This window comes from Actinomadura logoneensis, from assembly GCF_003428695.1.
Classification (GTDB): domain Bacteria; phylum Actinomycetota; class Actinomycetes; order Streptosporangiales; family Streptosporangiaceae; genus Spirillospora; species Spirillospora logoneensis.
Genome location: NZ_QURH01000309.1, coordinates 1 through 16,381, shown reverse-complemented (window position 1 = coordinate 16,381; position 16,381 = coordinate 1). Strand labels below are relative to the sequence as shown.

General features: G+C 71.4%; 13 protein-coding genes. 3 read left to right on the top strand and 10 right to left on the bottom strand.

Annotated elements, in window-relative coordinates:
* The 7 genes from DZF91_RS18985 to nagA all read right to left on the bottom strand — a co-directional run.
* Positions 1–838, bottom strand: an 838-nt coding sequence (locus DZF91_RS18985) for a PEP-utilizing enzyme (protein WP_268915955.1), incomplete at its 3' end; no start/stop codon positions are given.
* The gene (locus tag DZF91_RS18980) at positions 831–1,103 is read right to left on the bottom strand and encodes an HPr family phosphocarrier protein (RefSeq protein WP_117358793.1); all 273 of its coding nucleotides are present in this window, start codon (positions 1,101–1,103) and stop codon (positions 831–833) included. The genes DZF91_RS18980 and DZF91_RS18985, both read right to left, overlap by 8 nt.
* On the bottom strand, positions 1,100–1,789 hold the full coding sequence (locus DZF91_RS18975) for an HAD family hydrolase (RefSeq protein WP_117358792.1): 690 nt from the start codon (positions 1,787–1,789) through the stop codon (positions 1,100–1,102). Before DZF91_RS18975 ends, DZF91_RS18980 begins: the two co-directional genes overlap by 4 nt.
* On the bottom strand, positions 1,780–2,229 hold the full coding sequence (locus tag DZF91_RS18970) for a PTS sugar transporter subunit IIA (RefSeq protein WP_117358791.1): 450 nt from the start codon (positions 2,227–2,229) through the stop codon (positions 1,780–1,782). Before DZF91_RS18970 ends, DZF91_RS18975 begins: the two co-directional genes overlap by 10 nt.
* A gap of 17 nt (positions 2,230–2,246) precedes the next feature.
* Entirely contained in the window at positions 2,247–2,480 is a 234-nt protein-coding gene (locus tag DZF91_RS18965; protein WP_117358790.1) for a glucose PTS transporter subunit EIIB, read from the bottom strand.
* Positions 2,481–2,671: 191 nt separating this feature from the next.
* A complete protein-coding gene (locus DZF91_RS18960; RefSeq protein ID WP_117358789.1) occupies positions 2,672–3,715 on the bottom strand; it encodes an SIS domain-containing protein in 1,044 nt (347 codons plus the stop codon).
* Positions 3,712–4,818 carry an N-acetylglucosamine-6-phosphate deacetylase gene (nagA, locus tag DZF91_RS18955; protein ID WP_235834408.1) on the bottom strand — a complete coding sequence of 369 codons (1,107 nt, stop codon included), beginning with the start codon at positions 4,816–4,818 and terminating at the stop codon, positions 3,712–3,714. The genes DZF91_RS18960 and nagA overlap by 4 nt, the downstream gene beginning before the upstream one ends.
* Before the next feature lie 677 nt (positions 4,819–5,495).
* On the opposite strand from nagA, the gene DZF91_RS18950 reads away from it, so the two are divergent.
* Positions 5,496–6,236 carry a GntR family transcriptional regulator gene (locus tag DZF91_RS18950; protein ID WP_117358787.1) on the top strand — a complete coding sequence of 247 codons (741 nt, stop codon included), beginning with the start codon at positions 5,496–5,498 and terminating at the stop codon, positions 6,234–6,236.
* A gap of 75 nt (positions 6,237–6,311) precedes the next feature.
* Complete coding sequence (locus tag DZF91_RS18945; protein ID WP_117358786.1) at positions 6,312–7,670, top strand: PTS transporter subunit EIIC; 1,359 nt, start codon at positions 6,312–6,314, stop codon at positions 7,668–7,670.
* A 694-nt stretch (positions 7,671–8,364) separates the two neighbouring features.
* Here DZF91_RS18945 and secA read toward each other — a convergent pair.
* Complete coding sequence (gene secA, locus DZF91_RS18940; RefSeq protein ID WP_117358785.1) at positions 8,365–11,217, bottom strand: preprotein translocase subunit SecA; 2,853 nt, start codon at positions 11,215–11,217, stop codon at positions 8,365–8,367.
* Between the two features lie 187 nt (positions 11,218–11,404).
* Here secA and DZF91_RS18935 point away from each other — a divergent pair, with 187 nt between their 5' ends.
* Positions 11,405–11,740: an HGxxPAAW family protein gene (locus DZF91_RS18935; protein WP_235834407.1), complete on the top strand. Its 336-nt coding sequence runs from the start codon at positions 11,405–11,407 to the stop codon at positions 11,738–11,740.
* A 209-nt stretch (positions 11,741–11,949) separates the two neighbouring features.
* Here DZF91_RS18935 and DZF91_RS18930 read toward each other — a convergent pair whose 3' ends face one another.
* Both DZF91_RS18930 and DZF91_RS18925 read right to left on the bottom strand, forming a co-directional pair.
* On the bottom strand, positions 11,950–13,158 hold the full coding sequence (locus tag DZF91_RS18930) for a winged helix-turn-helix domain-containing protein (protein WP_235834406.1): 1,209 nt from the start codon (positions 13,156–13,158) through the stop codon (positions 11,950–11,952).
* A gap of 1,024 nt (positions 13,159–14,182) precedes the next feature.
* The gene (locus DZF91_RS18925; RefSeq protein ID WP_117358784.1) at positions 14,183–14,851 is read right to left on the bottom strand and encodes a response regulator; all 669 of its coding nucleotides are present in this window, start codon (positions 14,849–14,851) and stop codon (positions 14,183–14,185) included.
* Between the last annotated feature and the right edge of the window lie 1,530 nt (positions 14,852–16,381).

Genomic DNA, 16,381 nt, shown 5'->3' with positions numbered 1-16,381 from the left:
CGGCGGCCCGCGCCTCGGCGGCGTCGCGCGCGGCGGACACGGCCGCGGCCGGCGGGTCGACGACGACCGTCCCGGACGAGCCGTCCACCAGCACGGGCGTGCCGTCGGCGAGAACGGTCGCGCCGGGCAGCGCCACGACGGCGGGGACGCCCATGGTGCGGGCGAGGATCGCGGTGTGGCTGGTCGGCCCGCCCTCCTCGGTGACGAACGCGACGACCTTGGCCGGGTCGAGCACGGCCGTGTCGGCGGGCGCGAGGTCGCGCGCGACCAGCACGAACGGCTCGTCGGAGTCCGGCACGCCGGGCATCGGGAGGCCGAGCAGGCGGGCGACCGTCCGGTCGCGGATGTCGTCCAGGTCGGTGACCCGCGCGGCGAGGTACTCCCCCGCGCCCGCGAGCATCTCGCGGTACACGCCGAACGACTCGAACACCGCGCGGGCGGCGCTGCGGCCCTCGGCGGCCCTGGCCCGGACGCCGTCGGCGAGCCCCGGGTCGCGGGCCATCAGGGCCTGGGCGTTCAGGACGTCCTGGCCCTCCTTGTTGCCGACCTCGGCGGCGGTGACCCCGCGCGCCTCCAGGTCGTCCGCGACGGCCTCCAGGGCCGCGAGCGCCTCGGCGGTCACGGCCTCGGGGTCACCGGCGGGCGCGGCGCCGGCGGCCGGCTCGGGGACGGCCCCGGCGATCCCGCGCACCGGGCCGAACCCGACACCCGGGCTGACCCCGGCCCCGCGCAGCTCGCCGGGCTGGCCGGGCTGGCCGGACGTCGGAGCGGTCAGGGTGGGCGGTGCGTCGGCGGGGAGGCTCCGACCGGTCCCGGCGGCGTCCCCGGCCTCAGGCATTCTCGGGCTCGGGTGTGGACAGCAGCGCCTCCAGCCGGCCGAGGAGCTCGTCGGCGCCGTCGAAGTCGGCGGCGATCACGACCTCCTCGCCGTGCCTGGCGTCCATGCCGAGGACGGCCAGGATGCTCTTGGCGTTCACGGGCGTGCCGCCGGCCTTCGCCACGGTGACGTCGCCGGGCGCCTTGGCCGCGGTCTGCACGAACAGCGCCGCCGGGCGCGCGTGCAGCCCCACCCTCGACTCGATCTTGACTTTGCGCTCGCTCACTGGCTCTTCTCCTCGGTGACCCGGATCCGCAGTTCGGGTCCGGGATTCACGGTCACTTGCCGCAGGTCGGCCACCACGTGCCGGGCGGCACGCAGGGCCGCGGACGGCTGCGTGGTGGTGATCCCCACGACGGTCATACCCGCGCCCCGCGCGGCGGCCACGCCGGCGGGGGCGTCCTCGAAGGCCACGGCCTCCGCGGGCGGGATCCCGAGGCCGCGCGCGGCGGCGAGGTAGCCCTCGGGATGGGGTTTGCCGACGGCGACGTCGTCGGCGGTGACGACCATGTCCAGCAGGCCGTCCACGCCCAGTTCGGCCAGCAGGCCGTGGGCGTAGTCGCGGATCCCTGACGTCACGACGGCGATCGGGACGTCCAGGGCGTGCAGCGCCCGGACGAGCTCGACCGCGCCGGGGACGGGCGCGGGGACCGGCAGGTCTGGGTCGTCGTAGTGGCCCAGCACCTCGTGGAACAGCTCCTCGACCGTCCGGCCGGGGAACAGGTGCAGGTGGTCCACCAGCGCCTCGCGCCCGCGGCGTCCCGCGAAGGAGGCCAGCAGGGCCTCGTCGTGCGGCGCGCCGTGGGCGTCGAACAGCCGCGCCCACATCATGCGGCTGCGCGGCTCGGTGTCGATCAGCGTGCCGTCCAGGTCGAACAGGGCGGCGCCGACCGGCAGCCGGGTCAGCTCCATACGAACAGCTCTGCGCCCTGCCGCACGTCGCCGGACTCCACGACGTCCGACAGCGCCTCGGCGGGGGCGTCGAGCGCGACCACGGCGCAGATCGGCGAGCGTCCGCCCGCCTCCACCGCGGCCGGGTCCCAGCCGACCAGCGGCTGCCCCGCCGTCACCCGGTCGCCCTCGGCGGCCAGCAGCTCGAACCCCTCGCCCTTGAGCTGGACGGTGTCGATGCCCAGGTGCACCAGCACCCCGTGGCCCTCGTCGTCCACCACCACGTAGGCGTGCGGGTGCATCTTGACGATCTTCCCGGTGACCGGGGCGATGGCCTGGCCGGGCTCGCGGGCCGGGTCGACGGCGGTGCCGGGGCCGACCATGGCCTGGGCGAACACCGGGTCCGGCACGCCCGCGAGCCCGACGACCCGCCCGCCGACCGGGGACAGTACGCGCGTCATCGGTCCTCCTTGGGGGATCAGTCGAGGATGTCCTCGATGTCGGTGGCGATCGTGTCGGCCTCGGGGCCCACGACCACCTGGACGACGGTGCCCTGCCGCATGACGCCGAACGCGCCCGCGGCCTTCAGGCCCGCCTCGTTCACGGCGCCCGCGTCCCTGACCTCGGTGCGGAGCCGGGTCGCGCAGGGCTCGATCTCGATGATGTTGTCGGCGCCGCCCAGCGCCGCGATGATGTCCTCGGCCTTGGCCATTGCGGGGTTCCTCTCGTTCTTTCGGTCCGGCCGCGCGCCCGGCGCGGGTGGCCGGGGCGCGGAGCCGGACGGTGGCGGGCGATGTCCGTCCGAGTATGTCCGGTTCGCCCTGGTGGGGCGGTGAAGCGGTGCAGCCGGGGGGAGCGGTGAAGCGGGTGGAGCGGTGCAGCCGGTGGAGCGCCGTGGCGGCGTCAGTCGGTCTGCGTGACCTTGTTCAGCCCGCGCGGGACGTCGGGGTCGATGCCGAGCCGCCGCGCCAGGTTCTCGACCATGATCTGGCCGGGCACGATGAGGCCGAGCGGGGCGACCCACTCGGGCAGGTCCGGACCGGGCAGCGCGGCCGTGCTCGCCTGCGCGAGCCCGCTGCCGCCGCCGAACCCGAACGCCTCGGAGCCCGCGCCGCGCACCCGCTCGGCGAGCGCGACCGTGCCGGGCAGCGTGGGGCTGCCGTCGGCCGCGACGAGCAGCGCCGGGGTCTGGTCGTCCACCACGGCGATCGGGCCGTGCAGCAGGTCGGCGTAGGACAGGCCCATGGCGTGCAGGTAGCACGCCTCCTTGATCTTCAGGGCCAGCTCCAGCGCGGTGCCGAACGCGATGCCGCGTCCGGACACGACCGCGCCCGGCACCTTCGCGAGCCCCTCGACGATCCGCGGCAGCGCGGGCGACGCCTCGGTGGCGGCGATCAGGCGCTCCACCTCGTCCGGGACGCGGCGCAGGTCCGCCGGGTCGCGGCCGATGCCGAGACCGAGGCCGAGCACCGCGAGCGCGGCGAGCTGCGTGGTGTAGGTCTTGGTCGCCGGGACGGCCAGCTCGTCCCCGGCGAGGGTGATCAGCGGGACCTCGGCGGACTCGGCGAGCGGCGAGCCCTGGCCGTTGGTGACCGCGACGGTGCGCGCGCCGCAGTCCCGGGCCCAGGCGAGCGTCTCGACGATCTCCTCGGTCTTGCCGGACTGGCTGATCGCCACGGCCAGCACGCCGTCCAGGTCGAGCCGCCGCCGGTAGGCCGTCGCGATCGACGGCGCGGCGAGCGTGGCCAGGCGCCCGGCCTGCGACTCGATCAGGTACCGGCCGTAGACGGCGGCGTTGTCGGACGAGCCGCGCGCGATGAACAGCACCTGCCGGGTCTCGGCGGCGAGCCGCTCGATCTCCGGGACGCGCGGCAGCAGCGCCTCGATGGTGCGCCGCAGCGCCTCGGGCTGCTCGCCGATCTCGGCGCGCATACGGCTGGTGGTCATGATCCCCCTCCGAGGAGTTCCTGCCCGTCGATCCACGTCATACGCGCGCGGTGGTCGGGTCCGAGCCAGACGAGGTCGGCCTTGGCGCCCGGGGCGATCCGGCCGAGGTCGGTCCGGCCGACGAGGTCGGCGGGTACGCGGGTGGCGGCGTCCACGGCGGTCGCCGGGTCGACGCCGAGCGCCAGCGCGTTGCCGACCGCCTCGTCCAGCCGGAGGCCGGAGCCGGCGATGGTGCCGTCGGCGCGCAGCGGCGGCCCCTGCTCCGGCATCGTGATCGGTTCGCCGCCCAGCTCGTAGGTGCCGGGCGGCATGCCCGCGGCGGACGCGGCGTCGGTGACGAGCACGACGCGTCCGGCGGCGGCGTTGAAGACGACCCTGGCCACGGTCGCGGACACGTGGTGCAGGTCGAGGATGAGGCCGGGGCTCAGCCGTTCGTCGGCGAGCGCCTGCGCGGCCACACCCGGGTCGCGGTGGTTCATCCCGGACTGGGCGTTGAAGATGTGGGTGACCTTGCGCGCGCCCGCGTCGGCGGCGGCCTCCACCTGGGCGGCGGTCGCGTCGCTGTGCCCGACGCTGACCAGCACGCCGTTCGCGGTGAGGGTGCGGATCGCGTCCAGCGCGCCGTCCCGCTCGGGGGCGAGCGTGACCAGCGTGACCAACCCGGTCTCCAGCAGCGTCGCGATCTTCTCGGGCGTCGGGTCGGTGAGGTGCGCCGGGTTGTGCGCGCCCTTGCGCTTCTCCGACAGGAACGGCCCCTCGAGGTGGACGCCGAGGATCCGCGTCCCGCGTCCTTCGAGCGCGGGCAGCAGCTCCTCGGTGCGGCGCAGCGCGGCGGCCTGGACCTCGACGGGCGCGGTGATGAACGTCGGCAGGAAGGACGTGACCCCGGTCTCGGGAAGGCGCTCGACGACCGTCCGCCAGCCGGTCTCGTCGGCGTCCACCATGTCGTACCCGAAGAAGCCGTTGACCTGCAGGTCCACCAGCCCGGGGGCGAGCAGGCCGTCCTCCAGGTGGACGTCGGGGGCGTCCGGGCCGTCCGGGAGGCCCTCGCCCGCGGCGGTGATGACACCGTCCTCGATCCGGACGTATCCGGGCGAGACCACGCGGGTAGGACCCTCCGTGGGGGAAAGGATCATGCGGTTCGCAGTGATCAGAAGACTTGCCATCGGGACGCGCTCTCCGTGACGCCGGGTTCGCCGGTCGTGTCCGCCACGACTGGTCTAGTCCGGTCTGGACCAGTACGCAACATACCCGACGTGCACGGAAAAGCGATAGAGCGAAGGTGGCGGGCGCGGGGCCGTCCCCTTCCCCTAACTCCGCGATCTTCTCCACCACCGTTGCGGGCGACCCTTCCGACGCCGGGAGCGCGGGCCGGGGGAACCCGCCGCCGACTCCCGACGCCCCCGACCAACTACGACGGGCGCGACGACTCGCCACCGCACTCGCCCTCACGGCGATGGCCCCATTACCGGTCTTGGGCGACCGAGCGCAATGGCTCGAGAATTCGCTTGTAGCGAACAAACCCCTGGCGCATGCGCGTGGGCGGGCTCGCACGTGTCCGCACACGGACGCCACGGAACCGCGACGCCGTCGGCGAAACCGGCACTGACCTGCGAAGATGATCGCCCCTCGGCGCCCTCGACACAATCCGGACGTTACCCATCTGTGAGTTGACACACGTCGAAATCGTGTGGTCTAGTCCGGACTAGACCAGTACATACCGAGTCGATCCGGACTCCCGCCGGCCGGCCATCGGCCCGGGCTCCCCTGAGGATCCCCCGTGACGACCATTGACCCGAACAGCCCCGTCCCCAAGTACTTCCAGCTCAGGGCCATCCTGCTGGACATGATCGAGAGCGCCGAGCTCCCGGTGGACGCCTCCATACCGTCCGAGCGCGAGCTGTGCGCGCGGTACGGGCTGTCGCGCATGACCGTCCGGCAGGGCGTCGACCAGCTCGTCTCCGAGGGACGGCTGTACCGCGTTCCCGGCAAGGGCACGTTCGTGGCGCGCCCCAAGATCGAGATGCCGCTGCGGCTGATCTCGTTCACCGAGGACATGCTCGCGCGCGGGATGCGTCCCGGCGCGATCGACCTCGACCGCCGCACCGTGCCCGCCGACGCCCGCCTCGCCCGCGTCTTCGAGGTCGAGCTCGGCACCCCGATCCACATCGTCGAGCGGCTGCGCACCGCGGACGGCGAGCCCATGGCGGTCGAAAGGGCGCATATCCTCGCATCGCTCGCGCCGGACCTGCTGGACCGCCGGCTCGCCGACCGGTCCCTGTACGGCGTCCTCGAGGCGGTGTACGGGCTGGTCTTCGACGCGGGCGACCAGACGATCGACGCCGGGCTGGCGGACGCCAACGACGCCCGCCACCTGCAGATCCCGCGCGGCAGCGCCGTCCTGGTGCTCCGGGCGCGCGCCCTGGCCAACGGGATCTGCGCCGAACTCGGCGTCTCCACCTACCGGGCCGACCGCTACCAGGTCCGCACGGCGCTGGGCCATCCCCCGACCCGCTCCTGACCCCCGGCAGCAGCGGGCCGCTCCGACCCGCCGCCGGCACCACCCCGCAATGACCGAGGAGAGGAATCACCCCTGATGAGTTCCATCGCCGCGGCGGAGGGCTCGGCCGGGCGCAAGCCCTGGTCGGCGGCCTTCGCCGTCCTGCAGCGGATCGGCCGCAGCCTCATGCTGCCGATCGCCGTCCTGCCCGCCGCCGCCCTCCTGCTGCGCTTCGGCCAGCCGGACATGCTGGGCGCCGACGGCCTCGGGTGGGTCCGCGTCGCCGAGATCGTCGGCGAGGCCGGCAACGCCCTGTTCGCCAACCTGCCGCTGCTGTTCGCCGTCGGTGTGGCGATCGGCTTCGCGAAGAAGGCGGACGGCTCGACCGCCCTGGCCGCCGTCGTCGGCTACCTGGTCTTCGACCACGTCTCGAAGATCATGTTCTCGCACACCTCGCAGCTCAAGGCGAACGTGCTGATCGACAAGGTGGCGGACGGCAAGACCACCGCGGTGATCGACTGGGGCGCCAAGAACCCCACCGACGTCCTCGGCGGCATCCTCATCGGTGTCGTGGCGGCCCTGCTCTACCAGCGCTTCTACCGGGTCAAGCTGCCCACCTACCTCGCCTTCTTCGGCGGCCGTCGGTTCGTGCCGATCGTCACCGCCGTCGCCGCCCTCATCCTCGGCGTCCTGATCGGCTTCATCTGGCCGGTGTTCGGCACCTGGCTGACCGACTTCGGCAACTGGATCACCGGCGCGGGCGCGCTCGGCGCCGGCGTCTACGGCGTCGTCAACCGCCTGCTGCTGCCCTTCGGCCTGCACCACATCCCGAACTCGCTGATCTGGTTCGTCTTCGGCACCTACAACGACAACGGCACCGCCGTCCACGGCGAGATCAACCGCTACCTCGCGGGCGACCCGCACGCCGGCGGCTTCCTGGCGGGCTTCTTCCCCGTCCTGATGTTCGGCCTGCCCGGCGCGGCCCTCGCCATGTGGCGCGCCGCTCCCCCGCACCGCCGCAAGGCCGTCGGCGGCATCATGATCTCCGCCGCCCTCACCGCCTTCGTCACCGGCGTGACCGAGCCCATCGAGTTCGCGTTCATGTTCGTCGCGCCCGTCCTGTACGGCGTGCACGTCGTCCTGACCGGCATCTCGATGGCGCTGCTGGAGGCGCTGAACGCCCAGCTCGGCTTCGGCTTCTCCGCGGGCCTCATCGACCTGCTGCTGAACGCCAGCAAGAGCAACACCAAGGGCCTGCCGCTCATCCTGGGCCTCGGCGTCCTGTACTTCTTCGTCTACTACTTCGTGTTCAAGTTCCTGATCGAGAAGTTCAACTTCGCGACGCCGGGACGCGAGCCGGACCCGGACGAGGCGCTCGACGCCCCCGCCGAGAAGGCTCCGGCGGAGAAGGCCGGGGCCAGGTCGTCGCGCAAGCGCGAGGACGCGGCCAAGTAGCACGACGGCCAAGCAGCACGGCGGCCAGATAGCACGGCACGGCCGACGCGCACGACGCGGCCGAGGAGCACCCGGCCGGACCCAGCCCACACGTCCGGCCCTCCCCGAGGCACTCCCACCCCCTATGGGAGCGGCCTCACCCCCGACGGCGGGGCGCCTAGCGCCCCGCCGTCCTCCTGTTTCCAGGGGCCGGGCGAGGACGCGCCGTCCGGCGGTCACGGCCGTTGCGTCCAGCGCCTGAGTTGAGAAACAAAGCGCTGGCGCTGAAGTGCATGAAATCCCCGCCAGCCACCAGGGCTGGGGCTCGAAGCGCCTGGCTCCGCAGCCACGGAAGCCAAGCCCTTCAGCAACCCGAACCTGACGCCTGAACCGCGTCCAGCAGGGTGTTCCGGACGGCCCCGCAGCCCGCTCCAGGCCATGAACGGGAACGCTCCGGACGGCCCGCAGCGCGCTGCAGGGCATGCATGGGAACGCTCGGGACGGTCCCCCAGCGCGCTCCAGGACATGAAGCTCCAGGGCATGAACAGTGAACGCCCACGGCCACGGCCACGGCCACGGCCACGGCCACGGCCACGGCCACGGCCACGGCCACGGCCACGGAGTGCCAACGGGCCTGCCACCGGGACGTTCCCTGTTGTGACAAACGGAACGGCCCCGGTCTCCTGGGAGACCGGGGCCGTTCTCGGGTCGAGCGTCAGTTGTTGCTCGGGTCGCCGTGGCAGCGCTTGAACTTCTTGCCCGAGCCGCAGGGGCACGGGTCGTTGCGGTTGACGCCCGCGTAGGGGTCGTCGGCCTCTTCGCTGTGGTGCTCCACGCCGCCCTCACCGTCGACGGTGGGGGCGCTGTACTCCAGCTTCTTCGGACGCTGCGGCTCCTGGAGGCCCTTGGCCTTGACGACCGGGGCCTCCTCCTCGGCCTCCCCGGGCTCCCCGGCCTCCTCGTCGACGGCGACGACGTCCGTCAGCGCGACGGGGTTGGCGCCGACCTGCGGGGCCGCGGGCTGCTCCTCGACCTCGACCTCGAGGTTGAAGAGGTAGCCGACCGACTCCTCCTTGATGCCGTCCATCATCGCGTTGAACATGTCGTAGCCCTCGCGCTGGTACTCGACCAGCGGGTCGCGCTGCGCCATGGCGCGCAGGCCGATGCCCTCCTGGAGGTAGTCCATCTCGTAGAGGTGCTCGCGCCACTTGCGGTCGAGGACGGAGAGGATGACGCGGCGCTCGAGCTCGCGCATGACCTCCGTGCCGAGCTCGGCCTCGCGCTTCTCGTACGCGGCCTGGGCGTCCTCGCGGACCTTCTCCGCCAGGGTCTCGGCGTCGAGGTTGGAGATCTCGCCGCCGACCTCCTCGACCAGCCCGTCCACCGTGAGGGAGATCGGGTACAGCTGCTGGAAGGCCTTCCAGAGCTTGTCCAGGTCCCACTCCTCGGCGAAGCCCTCGCCGGTCGCGCCCGCGACGTAGCCGTTGACGACCTCGTCGATCATGCGCCGGACCTGGTCCTGGAGGTCCTCGCCCTCGAGCACCTTGCGGCGCTCGGCGTAGATGACGACGCGCTGGCGGTTCAGCACCTCGTCGTACTTCAGGACGTTCTTGCGCATCTCGAAGTTCTGCTGCTCGACCTGCGACTGCGCCGACTTGATCGCGTTCGAGACGATCTTGGACTCGATCGGCGTGTCGTCCGGGATGTTCAGGCGGGTCATGATCGCCTCGACCCGGGCGGAGTTGAACAGCCGCATCAGGTCGTCCTCGAGGGACAGGTAGAACCGGGACTCGCCCGGGTCGCCCTGGCGGCCGGACCGTCCGCGCAGCTGGTTGTCGATGCGCCGGGACTCGTGCCGCTCGGTGCCGAGCACGTACAGGCCGCCGGCCTCGACGACCTCCTCGTGCTCGCCCTTGACGGCCTCCTTGGCCTTCTCCAGCGCCTCGGGCCAGGCCGACTCGTACTCCTCCGGAGTCTCCAGCGGGGACAGCCCGCGCTGGTGCAGCTCCAGGTCGGCGCGGAAGTCGGGGTTGCCGCCGAGCATGATGTCGGTGCCTCGGCCGGCCATGTTCGTCGCGACCGTGACGGCGCCCTTGCGGCCCGCCTCGGCGACGATCGCCGACTCCGCGTCGTGGTGCTTGGCGTTCAGCACCGCGTGCGGGATGCCGCGCCGCTTGAGCATCTTCGACAGCCGCTCGGACTTCTCGACCGAGGTGGTGCCGACCAGGACCGGCTGGCCGTTCTCGTGCCGCTCGGCGATGTCGTCGACGACGGCCTCGAACTTGGCCTGCTCGGTCTTGTAGACCACGTCCGCCTTGTCCATGCGGACCATCGGCTTGTTGGTCGGGATCGGCACGACGCCGATCTTGTAGGTCTTGTTGAACTCCGCGGCCTCGGTGTCGGCCGTGCCGGTCATGCCGGACAGCTTGCCGTAGAGGCGGAAGTAGTTCTGGAGGGTGATCGTGGCGAGCGTCTGGTTCTCGTCCTTGATCGACACGCCCTCCTTGGCCTCGATGGCCTGGTGCATGCCCTCGTTGTACCGGCGGCCGTGCAGGATGCGGCCGGTGAACTCGTCCACGATCAGGACCTCGCCGTTCATGACGACGTAGTCCTTGTCGCGCTTGTACAGCTCCTTGGCCTTCAGGGCGTTGTTCAGGAAGCTGACGAGCGGGGTGTTCTCGGCGGAGTACAGGTTGTCGATGCCGAGCCAGTCCTCGACCTTCTCGACGCCCGACTCGGTGATGCCGACGGTGCGCTTCTTCTCGTTGACCTCGTAGTCACCGGGGCCGTACTCGTCCACCTGGCCGGCGGTGCTGACCAGCTCGGCGCGCTTCAGCCGGGGGACGATCTTGGCGAACTCGCCGTACCACTTGGAGTTCTGCTCGGCGGGGCCGGAGATGATCAGCGGCGTGCGTGCCTCGTCGATGAGGATCGAGTCGACCTCGTCCACGATCGCGTAGTTGTGGCCGCGCTGGACGAGCTCGTCCAGGCTCCAGGCCATGTTGTCACGCAGGTAGTCGAAGCCGAACTCGTTGTTGGTGCCGTAGGTGATGTCGGCGGCGTACGCGACCCGGCGCTCCTCGGGGGTCATCTGCGGGAGGATGACACCGACCTCGAGGCCCAGGAACTGGTGCACGCGGCCCATCCACTCGGCGTCGCGCTTGGCCAGGTAGTCGTTCACGGTGACGACGTGGACGCCCTTGCCGGACAGCGCGTTGAGGTAGGCGGGGAGCACGCAGGTGAGGGTCTTGCCCTCACCGGTCTTCATCTCGGCGATGTTGCCCAGGTGCAGCGCCGCGCCGCCCATGATCTGGACGTCGTAGTGGCGCTGGCCCAGGACGCGCTTGGCCGCCTCGCGGGCGGTCGCGAACGCCTCGGGGAGCAGGTCGTCCAGCGATTCGCCCTCTTCCAGGCGCTCGCGGTACTTGTCGGTGAGCTCGCGCAGTTCCGCGTCGCTCATGTCGACGAAGTCTGACTCGATCGAGTTGACCTGATCCGCGAGCTTCTTGAGCTTGCGCAGGGTCTTGCCTTCGCCCGCGCGAAGGATCTTATCGATGACTAGCGGCACTCTCGGAGGCTCCTTGCAGATCGTGGGTCACCGCCGACCGGCGGCACGCACACCACACGTACGATGCCATCGTAGGCGAGACTCAGAATGGTCTAGGTCACCCTGCGACGCAATCCCGGCCCGCGTTCAGCCCTCCGGCACCGGTCCGGGACAATCATCCTGAACACTCTGAGGGGAGGGGCCCAAATTGTCCGATGAGTACGGCTCGCACGCCGGCCGGCCGAGTTCCTGGCTGGCGGTCAGCGTGATCTTCGCCGGCTTCGCCGTGGGCGGGGTGGCGCTCTGCCTGGGACCGCAGTGGGTGCTGTTCTGGGTCGGAGCCGCGATCGTCGCTCTCGGCCTCGTGCTGAGCGCGCTCGTCCATCTTTTCTCCGACGTCGTGGTGGACGCGCCGCGCGTCATGCCGGAGATCGTGGACTACTCGGTCTTCGGCAGCCGCACCACCAAGCGCCGCGGCGGCCTGGCCGGCGAGACCACCGCCAAGGCGGTCAAGTCCGACACGCAGCACACCCCGCACGGCTGATCACCGCCGGGACGGCGCCGCACCCCCGTGCCACCGCCTCCCCCGGCGACGACCGCCCGTCGCGACCGTCCGGCCCGCCGGACCTGGACCCGCGTTCCTCCTCCCGGAGCAGGGACGCCCTTCCAGGCCCCGGCGGGCCGACGCGTTTCCGGAAGACGGACCTCTTCCGCCTTTCCGCGCGCGTCCGGGACCAACCCGCCCACGCCGGGTCACTCCGCCTCGACGAGCCTCTTGACCTCCGGGTCGGCGCGCTCGACGCGGATCGCGTCGCACCCCACCCACTCCGCCGCGTTGCGCAGCGCCGTCCGCAGCGCCTCGGCGCCCTCCCGGAGCCGCACGGCCGACCTGGTGAGACCCGGTTCCAGCGACACCTGGCGCGCCACGAGGGTGGTCCCCTCCCGGGCCGGGTCGACGCGTCCGACCAGGCGTCCGCCCGCGAGCAGCGGCATCGTGAAGTAGCCGTGCACCCGCTTCGCCTTCGGGACGTACGCCTCCAGCCGGTGGTCGAACCCGAAGACCCGCGACGTCCGGGCGCGGTCCCAGACCAGCGAGTCGAACGGGGACAGCAGCGTCGTGACGTGCCGTCCGCGCGGCGGGACCGCCAGCGCGTCCGGATCGGCCCACGCCGCCTGCGGCCAGCCCTGCACCCGGACCGGGACCAGCCCGGACGCCTCGACCACCGCGTCCACCTGCTCGCCCTTGAGCCGGTAGTAGTCGGCGAGGTCCGCGCGGGTCGCCACGCCGAGCGCCCGTCCGGCCAGCCGCACCAGCCGGGTCAGGCACGCCGCGTCGTCCGGCTCCTGCCCGTAGAGCTCGTCCGGAACCACCCTTTCGGCCAGGTCGTACACCCGCCGCCACCCGATCCGCTGGACGCAGGCGACCTCACCCACGTCCCAGAGCCACTCGATGCCGATCTTGTGGTCGCTCCACTGCCACCAGTCGCCCCCGGCCTTCGCGCCGCCGAGCTCCTTCGTCGTCAGCGGCCCCTCCGCCTTGAGCTTCGCGCGGATCTCGTCGCACACCCCGTCCGGCACCTTGTGCCAGCGCAGGCCCTTCCGCTGGTACTGCCGCCGCCGGAAGGCGAGGGTCGGCCACTCCTCGATCGGCAGGATCGAGGCCGCGTGGGCCCAGTACTCGAACGCCGCCGCCCGTCCGCCCCCGGCGGACGGCCCCCAGTACGCGGTCTCGATCCTGTCCCTCGCGACGGCGCCCAGCCGCGCGTAGGGGACCAGCTCGTGCGAGCGCGCGAGCACCGAGATCGTGTCCAGCTGGACGGCACCGAGCCGCGCCAGCATCCCCGGCACCCCGCCGCGCCGTCCGTCCGCACCCAGCAGCCCCTGCGCCCGCAACGCCAGCCGCCGAGCCTCGTCCGCACTCAGCTCCGCCTCGACCTTGTCGGGCATCTTCGTCTTGGTCACGCCGCGATCGTAGGCCACAACACCGACAAACCCCACACACCGGTGTCGCCACCTATCCCCACCTGCGAGAACACCCCACCCTCCAGGCCACCGAACCCTGGCCCCCGCCGAGAGTCCCCGCTTCCCAGGAAGCGAAGCCACCCGACAGCGCCGTCCATCGCAGCAGCAACCGAACGCCAACTCCGAACACATGTCCGTGCAACCACTCCAGAACGAGAAGAGGCAGCGCGACAAGCCAGAGAAATTTGGCGCGCAGGGCAGCACAACAACGCCCCCCGAAACCACCTGTCGCCCCTTCGAACGCAACAGCCAGGACGACTGACAACAGGCTCAGCAGCACGGGCGGCCATCCAACCGAGTGCCGACCTCGCCGTCCCGGCCACGCCCGCTCCCCATCAATCACCCGACGCAGCATCAACTCGGCACGCCTCAGGGGAGGCAGGAACCCTCACCGACTCAGCCCGCAGACACGAACACACAGCACAACATCTGGTTCCGGACATCGTCACCCGCAGAGCCAGTTCCTCATCGCAGCGACCGGCAAGGCCAGAACAAGCTCGTCCATCGTCTGCGTGAGGCCACGGCGCGGCGACGGTCCGGCCCCTTCCCCGGGCGGGGCTACCCGGGAGACACAGCTCCCTCCGGCCGAGCCACCGCTAGCAAACGCACTCCGATCGGCCCGAGGACGCCACGGCGAACTCCCGGCATAACGCCGATGCAGGCATTTGTCTCAGGGAGGACGGGCGACTCAGCAAGATGGACAGCAAGGAAGGCAGGCAACCACCAGCCACCCACCCCACGCGCTTCAATTACGGACGCGAGGGCGCGATCCACTCACGAAGACAAGGCCAGGCCTCGGCTGAACCTGTCCCACGTCGTCTCAGCTAGCTCTGCTCTCCGTCTACGGACGGCGCGCGAGGGAGGACGGTCTACGCGACAGGAGCTGTGTGGGCACGTGTCTCTCGGCCGGGAGTCAGGTCACCATTCAGGGAGTCGCTTCACGCGACTCACCATCGGGCGGGGTTCAGGTGATCTCCAGAAGCTTCTCTCGGACGGCGTAGACCACGGCCTCCATCCGGGAGTGGAGCTGAAGCTTCTCCAGGATGTTGCGGACGTGGTTCTTCACGGTGTTCTCGCTGATGAACAGTTCCCGGGCGATCTCCCGGTTGCCGAGGCCGCGGGCGACGAGGCGCAGGACCTCCATCTCGCGGTCGGTCAGCCGCGGCGCCGGGACCTGCTGGGTCCGCTCCTCGCTGCGCTTGGCGAGCGAGGCGAACTCGGTGATCAGTTTGGACGCCATGGACGGACTGATCAGCGACTGCCCGCCGTGCACCGCGCGCACCGCCTGCGGGACCTCGTCGATCGAGATCTCCTTGAGCAGATAACCGCTGGCCCCGGCCTTGATCGCTTCGAAGAGGTCCTCCTCCTCGTCGCTGATCGTCAGCATCACGATCTTGGCGCTGGGCGCGGCGTCCTTGATCGCGGTGCATGCCTCGATACCGCTGCGCCGAGGCATCCGGATGTCCATGAGCACGACGTCGGGCAGCAGATCACCCGCCATCTGGACGGCCTCGTGGCCGTCCCCGCCCTCACCGATCACCTCGATGTCCGGTTCGGCCTGGAGCACCATCTCCAGACCCCGCCTGAACAGGGCGTGATCGTCCACGATCAGCACCCGGATCGGATCCCCCACCTGCGCATCCTCTCCCTGCGCGCCGCCGGCCGACGTCTCCGCGCTTCCGCGCGCGGCCCCGCCGCCCGAACCACCGCTTCTGCTACCACCGGCCGGGGCATCACCGCTCCGGCCTCTGGTGGCGCTCCCCGATCCGTCGGAACCCATGACCGGAGGCACCACACCAACGCCCATCTTCTGCCCGGCGACACCACGCCCGGGATCACCGGCAGAAGCCACATCAGCCCCCAACGCGATCGCCGCGCCTCTGGAACGCGCCGCGTATGCCGCATCGCCGGAACACACCGCGCATGCCAGGCCGCCGGAACCCACCGCATACGCTGCACCGCTTGACCGCGCCGCGTACACCGCCTCACCGAACCGGCCCTGCTCGTTCACGCTGAGCGGGGCGTCCTGCCCAGCGGCATCGCCACGAGGTGCGCCGACCGCTTCCCCGGCCCGGCCGACCTCTGCGGCAAGGACGCGAACCGCCGCCGGACCAGCACCCAGAGCGCCGGACACGCCACCCCTACGAACCACGCGGGGCATGCCGTTGCCACGTGCATCGGTGGACGTGCCTCTGGCCCGAAGCACGCCCGCCGCGCCGCCCATACGGGCTACTCGGGGGGCGCAGGACGCCATGGCTACGTCCACGAAAAGTCCGTCAGCGCGACGGAACTCCTGTGCGGCTTCCTTCAGCGGTGCTGCCACTCGCACGCCGGTACCCACCGGCGTTCGGCCGACTCGCGCACGCCCGGTCGATCCACGACCGTCCACCACCAGCTCACGACCATTCAAGACAGGGCCGTTCGCCTCACGATCGGCCTTCGTGACACCGACCGGCGCACAACCACCCAACGAACGAACGCCCGAGCCAGATCCCAAGACGTTCTGCATTCTTCGTCCGCGAGCCGGAGTCCATCGTCGGACGCCGCCCATACGGCTTCCTTCCCGAGGGAGCCCCGGGAACGAAGCCAGGCTCAGCGCATCCGGCGAACTCTCAGCGAACCGCACTTCATGCGACTCCCGCAGGAAGTCGCCGCATGTGAAGCCGTTTGGGACGCCCTCTCCCCCGCCAACGGCCATCCAGGAAGAGGAGCGGCCGCTCACCGGGACGAGAGGATCGGTGAAGCAGGCGGCAGTGCCAGTTCGACGCCCCGAGGAGACGACGAACACGCCCACTGGGTCGCCCACTTCACCCCGAAAGGTCATCTCCCGGCCGCCATCGCTCGGATGAAGGGAAGCGAGAACGCTGTCCGCAGAGACGGTGGGCGCGGCAGCCAAGCCAGGACGAGAGGCCGAGAAGGCTGCAAAGGCGCCGCTCGGGACGGTCCGTTCGCAGCGGACGGCCGTCGCTCTACGGATCGCAGGAGTGGTCGAAGCACCGTTCGGGGCGGCCTGTTCGGAACGGACGGCCGTCAACTTGCCTTCGGCCGGTGGGCGAGAGGCGGCGAGGGCGGGGGCGGCTGAAGCCGGCACGGAGGCGGCCGAGCTCATGGCCTGGCTGTGGGGACGGGCTGAGGGAGGGGCGGGGGTGTGGGGAGTCGGCGG